Source organism: Streptomyces sp. McG3 (genome assembly GCF_018619185.1).
Lineage (GTDB): Bacteria > Actinomycetota > Actinomycetes > Streptomycetales > Streptomycetaceae > Streptomyces.
This window is the reverse complement of sequence record NZ_JAAXYC010000349.1, coordinates 1-7,692: the sequence shown is the minus strand read 5'-3', so window position 1 is coordinate 7,692 and position 7,692 is coordinate 1. Positions and strand designations below refer to the sequence as shown.

Here is a 7,692-nt window from a genome sequence, read left to right as displayed (position 1 = left end):
GTTCCGCCCCTGGGCGCACCACAGCGCGCCCAGGCGCACAGCGCTCGCTGCGCCTCGGCAGCCCCCGCCCCCGGCTGCGGCTCGTCAGCCTCGGGCTGACGCTGGTCATGCTGGCCTTCGTGGCCCGCCTGCTCCAGGTCCAGGCCGTCGACGCCAGCGCGTACGCGGCCAAGGCCGAGAAGAACCGCTACCTGGAGTACACGGTCGCCGCCGAGCGCGGCGAGATCACCGACCGCAAAGGCGTCGCGCTCGCCACCAGCGTGGACGCGCACAACATCACGGCCGACCCGAAGATGTTCACGCCAAAGGACAGCAAGGCCCCCGACGCACCCCAGCAGGCGGCGGCCCTGCTCGCCCCGATCCTCGGCAAGGACGTCGACGAGCTCGTCAAGAAGCTCTCGGCACCCAAGTCCCGCTACACCGTCCTCGCCTACCGGCAGACACCCCAGGTCTGGAAGCAGATCAAGGACCTCAAGTCCGTCTTCGCCGAGAAGGCGTACGAGGACAAGCTGAAGGGTGGTCCGGGAGCCAACGTCCTGGCCGGCGTCCTCCAGGTGCCGACCACCAAGCGCGTCTACCCCAACGGGGATCTCGCCGCCGGGATACTGGGATTCGTCAGCGCCGACGGCAAGGGCGGCGGCGGCCTCGAATCGCAGCTCGACAAGGAACTCGCCGGCGAGGACGGCAAGATCCGCTACGCCCAGGCCGGCGGCCGCCGGGTCCCCACCGCGGGCGGCAGCGAGATCCCGGCCGTACCCGGCTCCGACATCGAGCTGACCATCGACCGCGACATCCAGTGGGCCGCCCAGAAGGCCATCAGCGACCAGGTCGAGAAGTCCAAGGCCGACCGCGGCTACGTCATCGTGCAGAACACGCGGACCGGCGAGCTGCTGGCCATGGCCAACGCCCCCGGCTACGACCCCAACGACCTCTCCGAGGCGACCTCCGCCTCCCTAGGCAACGCGGCCCTCCAGGACGTGTACGAGCCCGGCTCCACCAGCAAGGTCATGTCCATGGCCGCCGTACTGGAGGAGAAGGCCGCCACGCCCGGCACCCACGTCACCGTCCCCAACCGGCTGCACCGCGGCGACCGGCTCTTCAAGGACGACGTGGACCACCCCACCTGGTACCTCACGCTCAACGGGGTCCTCGCCAAGTCCAGCAACATCGGTACCATCCTGGCGACCGGTCAGCTCGGCAAGACCCAGGCGGAATCCAACCAGGTCCTCTACTCCTACCTGCGCAAGTTCGGCCTCGGCTCCAAGACCGGGCTCGGCTACCCGGGGGAGTCGCCGGGCCTCCTGGCCCACCCCAAGGACTGGTCGACCTCGCAGCAGTACACGATCCCCTTCGGCCAGGGCCTCTCGCTCAACGCCGTCCAGGCCGCCTCGGTCTACTCCACCATCGCCAACGGCGGCGTACGGATCGCCCCCACCCTCGTGCGCGGCGCCAAGGGCTCCGACGGGCGCTTCACCGCCGCCGAGGCCCCCGAGGGGAACCGGGTGGTCAGCGAGAAGACCGCCAAGACCCTGGCGACGATGCTGGAGTCCGTCGTCGACGACCGGGAGGGGACCGGCACCAAGGCCGCCATCCCCGGCTACCGGGTCGCGGGCAAGACCGGCACCGCCAACCGCGTCGACCCCGTCCGCGGCGTCTACAAGGGCTACACCGCCTCCTTCGCGGGCTTCGCCCCCGCCGACAACCCGCAGATCACCGTCTACTGCGCGATCCAGAACCCCACCAAGGGCAGCTACTTCGGCGGCCAGATCTGCGGCCCGATCTACAAGCAGGTCATGGAGTTCGCGCTCAAGACCCTCCAGACCCCACCGTCCGGCAGCGAGCCGCCCCGGCTGCCGGTGTCCTTCAAGCCCGGCGAGTGAACACGGGGATGCGCGAGCATCTCCTCCAAGGGAACCCTCAGTGACAACCATCACCCCCGATCCCGGGAACCGGAACGAGAACCGCCGGAACCAGGGTCCCTCGCTTCGCGAGACGCCGCACCGGCCCGGTACGCTCACCGCCGTGCCCCACGCTGATCAGTCCCAAACCTCTCAGAAGGACGCGCCTGTGACCTACCCGGGAGCGCCCCGACCGGACCGGCTCCGGCCCACCCCGCTCGGCGAGCTGGCAGACCGGCTCGGCGTCGAAACGGCCGGGTCCGGTGAGGTCACCGGCATCACCCACGACTCGCGGGCCGTGCGCCCGGGCGACGTGTACGCGGCCCTGCCCGGCGCCCGCTTCCACGGCGCCGACTTCGCGGCCCAGGCCGCGGGCCTCGGCGCCGCCGCCGTCCTCACCGACCCCGCCGGCGCCGAACGCGCCGCGGCCACCGGCCTGCCGGTGCTGCTCACCGAGGACCCGCGCGCCGTCATGGGCGAGCTGGCCGCCGACATCTACGGGCGGCCCGGCATCGGCCTGCTCCAGCTCGGCATCACCGGCACCTCCGGCAAGACCACCACCGCGTACCTCGTCGAGGGCGGACTGCGCGCCGCCGGACGCCCCACCGGGCTGATCGGCACCGTCGAGATGCGGATCGGCGACGAGCGCATCAAGTCCGAGCGCACCACCCCCGAAGCCACCGACCTCCAGGCCCTGTTCGCCGTCATGCGCGAACGCGGCGTCGAGGCCGTCGCGATGGAGGTCTCCAGCCACGCCCTGGTGCTCGGCCGGGTCGACGGCTGCGTCTTCGACGTCGCCGTCTTCAACAACCTCAGCCCGGAGCACATGGAGTTCCACTCCGGCATGGAGGACTACTTCCAGGCCAAGGCCCGGCTGTTCACCCCCGAGCGCAGCCACCGCGGCGTCGTGAACTTCGACGACGAGTACGGCCGCAGGCTCCTGACCGAGTCCGGGGTGCCGGTCACCAGCTTCTCCGCCGAGGGCCACCCGGACGCCGACTGGCACGCCGAGGACGTCGAGGTCGGACCGCAGGACAGCACCTTCACGGCCGTCGGCCCGAAGGGCGAGCGGATCACCGCCCGCGCCCCGCTGCCCGGCCCGTTCAACGTCGCCAACACCCTCGCCGCGATCGTCACGCTGGCCGTCGCGGGCGTCGACCCGCAGATCGCCGCCGACGGCATCGCGGCCGTCCCCGGGGTCCCCGGCCGGCTGGAGCGGGTGGATGCCGGACAGCCCTACCTCGCCGTCGTCGACTACGCGCACAAGACCGACGCCGTCGAGTCGGTACTGCGCTCCCTGCGCAAGGTCACCGAGGGCAAGGTGCACATCGTCCTCGGCTGCGGCGGCGACCGCGACACCACCAAGCGCGGTCCGATGGGCGCGGCAGCCGCCCGGCTCGCCGACACCGCCGTGCTGACCTCCGACAACCCCCGCTCCGAGGACCCCCTCGCGATCCTCGCCGCGATGCTCTCCGGCGCCGCCGAAGTGCCCGTCCACGAGCGCGGCGACGTGCTGGTCGACGCCGACCGCGGCTCGGCCATCGCAGCCGCCGTCGCCCGCGCGGAGGCGGGCGACACCGTCCTCGTCGCGGGCAAGGGGCACGAACAGGGCCAGGACATCCACGGGGTGGTACGCGCCTTCGACGACCGCAAGGTCCTGCACGCAGCCATCGAGCGGTCCCTGACGCGCCCCGGCGCCGCGGACCGTGCCCCTCACCTCGAGAACAACAGTCAGGGATGACCAAGTGATCACCCTTTCCCTCGCCGAGATCGCCGAAATCGTCGGCGGGCAGTCGTACGACATACCGGATCCGGCAGTCACCGTGACCGGACCCGTCGTCATCGACTCCCGCGAGGTCGCGCCGGGCAGCCTGTTCGCCGCGTTCGCCGGCGAACGGGTCGACGGCCACGACTACGCCCGGCGCGCCGTCGAGGCGGGTGCCGCTGCCGTACTGGCGGCCCGCCCCGTCGGCGTTCCGGCGATCGTCGTGGACGATGTCGTCGGCGCGCTCGGAGCCCTCGCCCGTGCCGTGGTCGAACGCCTCGGCACCACCGTCGTCGGACTCACCGGTTCCGCAGGCAAGACGTCCACCAAGGACCTGATCGCGCAGCTCCTCCAGCGCAAGGGCCCGACCGTGTGGACGCCCGGCTCCCTCAACAACGAGATCGGCCTGCCGGTCACGGCGCTGACCGCCACCGCCGAGACCGAGCACCTGGTCCTGGAGATGGGGGCCCGCGGCGTCGGCCACATCCACTACCTGGCCAACCTCACCCCGCCCCGCATCGGCCTCGTCCTGAACGTCGGCTCCGCGCACCTCGGCGAGTTCGGCAGCCGGGAGGCCATCGCCCAGGCCAAGGGCGAGCTGGTCGAGGTCCTGCCCGAGGACGGCTGCGCCGTGCTGAACGCGGACGACCCGCTCGTCCGCGCCATGGCCTCGCGCACCAAGGCGCGCGTCCTGCTCTTCGGAGAAGCCCCGGAAGCGGACGTACGGGGCGAGAAGGTCAGGATGACCGCCGACGGGCGGCCCGCCTTCGAGCTCCACACACCCACCGGGTGCAGCGACGTGACCATGCGCCTGTACGGTGAGCACCACGTGTCGAACGCGCTCGCCGCGGCCGCCGTCGCCCATGAGTTGGGCATGTCCGTGACCGAGATCGCCGAGGCGCTCTCGGAGGCGGGCACCCTCTCCCGCTGGCGCATGGAGGTCACCGAGCGTCCGGACGGTGTGACGGTCGTCAACGACGCCTACAACGCGAACCCCGAATCCATGAGAGCCGCACTGCGTGCGCTGGCTGCCATGGGCCAGGCCCGAGGGGCCGACGGGGGACGTACCTGGGCGGTGCTCGGTCAGATGGCCGAGCTCGGTGACGCGTCGCTCGCCGAGCACGACGCGGTCGGACGGCTCGCCGTCCGGCTCAACGTCAGCAAGCTCGTCGCTGTCGGGGGGAGAGAAGCCTCCTGGCTGCAACTGGGCGCATATAACGAGGGTTCGTGGGGTGAGGAGTCGGTGCACGTGTCCGACGCACAGGCGGCCGTCGACCTGTTGCGCAGTGAACTGCGCCCGGGAGACGTCGTGCTGGTGAAGGCGTCCCGGTCGGTCGGCCTGGAGAAGGTCGCCCTGGCACTGCTGGAGAACTCGACCGAGGGCGAGGTCGCCGGCCGATGAGGCAGATCCTCTTCGCGGGGGCCATCGGGCTCTTTCTGACCCTGGTCGGTACTCCGCTGCTGATCAAGCTGCTGGCCCGCAAGGGCTACGGGCAGTTCATCCGGGACGACGGCCCGCGCACGCACGGCAGCAAGCAGGGCACGCCCACGATGGGCGGCATCGCCTTCATCACGGCGACGATCATCGCGTACCTCCTCGCGAAGGTCATCACGGGTGAGGACATCCGCTACTCCGGCGTTCTCGTGCTGTTCCTCATGGCCGGCATGGGCCTCGTCGGGTTCCTCGACGACTACATCAAGATCGTCAAGCAGCGTTCGCTCGGCCTGCGGGCCAAGGCGAAGATGGCGGGACAGCTGATCGTCGGCATCGCCTTCGCGGTGCTCTCGCTCCAGTTCCCCAACTCCGCGGGCAGCACCCCGGCCTCCGACCGGCTCTCGTTCGTGGAGGACTTCGGCTGGTCGATCGGCCCGGTGCTGTTCTGCGTCTGGGCGCTGTTCATGATCCTCGCCATGTCCAACGGCGTGAACCTCACCGACGGCCTCGACGGGCTGGCCACCGGCGCCTCCGTCATGGTCTTCGGCGCCTACACCTTCATCGGCCTCTGGCAGTTCCAGGAGTCCTGCGCCAACGCGGACAAACTGACCAACCCGAGCGCCTGTTTCGAGGTACGCGACCCGCTCGACCTGGCCGTCGTCGCCGCCGCCCTGATGGGCGCCTGCTTCGGCTTCCTCTGGTGGAACACATCGCCCGCCAAGATCTTCATGGGCGACACCGGCTCGCTCGCCCTCGGCGGTGCGCTCGCGGGTCTCGCGATCCTGTCCCGCACCGAGTTCCTCCTCGCCATCCTCGGCGGCCTCTTCGTGATGATCACCATGTCCGTGGTCATCCAGGTCGGTTCGTTCAAGATGACCGGCAAGCGGGTCTTCCGGATGGCGCCGCTCCAGCACCACTTCGAACTCAAGGGGTGGTCCGAAGTCCTGGTCGTGGTCCGCTTCTGGATCATTCAGGGCATGTGCGTGATCGTCGGCCTCGGCCTCTTCTACGCGGGATGGGCAGCCAAGAAGTGACCAGCACCGTGGACTGGCAGGGCAAGCACGTCACCGTCGCAGGGCTCGGCGTCAGCGGTATCCCCGCGGCCCGCGCCCTGCACGAGCGCGGCGCGCTCGTCACCGTCGTCAACGACGGCGACGACGAGCGCGCCCGCGCGCAGGCGGCCGAACTGGAGGCGCTCGGCATCACCGTGCGCCTCGGCGACGGCGCGACCCTGCCGCCGTCCACGGAACTCGTCGTCACCGCCCCCGGCTGGCAGCCGGACAAGCCGCTCTTCCTGGCTGCCGCCGAGGCGGGCGTCCCGGTATGGGGCGACGTCGAACTGGCCTGGCGACTGCGCGGGACCAACGGCCGCGAGGCCGCCCCCTGGCTCGCGGTCACCGGCACCAACGGCAAGACCACGACCGTACGGATGCTGGCCTCGATCCTTCAGGCCGCGGGCCTGCGCACCGCGGCCGTCGGCAACATCGGCGTATCGCTGCTGGACGCGGTGCTCGGGGAGACCGAGTACGACGTCCTCGCCGTCGAACTCTCCAGCTACCAGCTGCACTGGGCGCCCTCCCTGCGTGCCCACTCCGCCGCCGTCCTCAACCTGGCGCCCGACCACCTCGACTGGCACGGCTCGATGGAGGCGTACGCCGCCGACAAGGGCCGCGTCTACGAGGGCAACACGGTCGCCTGCGTCTACAACGCGGCCGACCCGGCCACCGAGGACCTGGTGCGCGAGGCGGACGTCGAAGAGGGCTGCCGGGCCATCGGCTTCACCCTCGGCGCCCCCGGCCCCTCGCAGCTCGGAGTGGTCGACGGCATCCTCGTCGACCGGGCGTTCGTCGCCAACCGCCAGAAGCAGGCCCAGGAACTGGCCGAGGTCACCGACGTCGACCCGCCGGCCCCGCACAACATCGCCAACGCCCTCGCGGCCGCCGCCCTCGCCCGCGCCTTCGGCGTGGAACCGGCCGCGGTCCGGGACGGACTGCGCGCCTTCCGGCCGGACGCCCACCGCATCGAACACGTCGCGGACATCGACGGAGTCCGTTACGTGGACGACTCCAAGGCCACCAACACCCACGCCACCGAGGCATCCCTCGCCGCCTACGACTCCATCGTCTGGATCGCGGGCGGACTGGCGAAGGGCGCCACGTTCGACGAGCTGGTCACCGGCGCGGCGAAGCGGCTGCGCGGGGTCGTGCTGATCGGCGCCGACCGGGCCCTGATCCACGAAGCCCTGACGCGACACGCCCCCGAAGTCCCGGTGGTCGACCTCGACCGGACCGACACTGGGGCGATGTCCGAAGCGGTCGCGCGGGCGGCCGAGCTCGCCCGGCCGGGCGATACGGTACTGCTGGCCCCGGCCTGTGCCTCGATGGACATGTTCACCAACTACAACAAGCGGGGCGAGGCGTTCGCGGACGCGGTCCGCGCACGCGCCGACGAGAGCGCCTGACCGACCGGGCCTCCGCGCCCGGGCTTCACGGGCCCCGGGCACGAGCAGTGGAGGGGACAGCGACAATGCCGGCCGACGAGAGATTCGCCGTACGGCGGGACCGCGCACGGGCCTCGGTTCCCCGCCCCCTCAC

The 7,692-nt window shown here is 71.2% G+C and carries 5 protein-coding genes; all 5 read left to right on the top strand.

The annotated features are described in order from the left end of the window. Positions 1-1,880, top strand: a 1,880-nt coding sequence (locus tag HET64_RS33750; protein WP_285801931.1) for a penicillin-binding protein 2, incomplete at its 5' end; no start/stop codon positions are given. A gap of 40 nt (positions 1,881-1,920) precedes the next feature. Continuing rightward, on the top strand, positions 1,921-3,639 hold the full coding sequence (locus tag HET64_RS33745) for a UDP-N-acetylmuramoyl-L-alanyl-D-glutamate--2,6-diaminopimelate ligase (protein ID WP_374105600.1): 1,719 nt from the start codon (positions 1,921-1,923) through the stop codon (positions 3,637-3,639). Between the two features lie 4 nt (positions 3,640-3,643). After that, on the top strand, positions 3,644-5,065 hold the full coding sequence (murF, locus tag HET64_RS33740) for a UDP-N-acetylmuramoyl-tripeptide--D-alanyl-D-alanine ligase (protein WP_215111059.1): 1,422 nt from the start codon (positions 3,644-3,646) through the stop codon (positions 5,063-5,065). After that, entirely contained in the window at positions 5,062-6,132 is a 1,071-nt protein-coding gene (mraY, locus tag HET64_RS33735) for a phospho-N-acetylmuramoyl-pentapeptide-transferase (RefSeq protein WP_215111057.1), read from the top strand. The genes murF and mraY overlap by 4 nt, the downstream gene beginning before the upstream one ends. Then, complete coding sequence (gene murD / locus HET64_RS33730) at positions 6,114-7,559, top strand: UDP-N-acetylmuramoyl-L-alanine--D-glutamate ligase (RefSeq protein ID WP_215111055.1); 1,446 nt, start codon at positions 6,114-6,116, stop codon at positions 7,557-7,559. Before mraY ends, murD begins: the two co-directional genes overlap by 19 nt. The last annotated feature ends 133 nt before the right edge of the window (positions 7,560-7,692 follow it).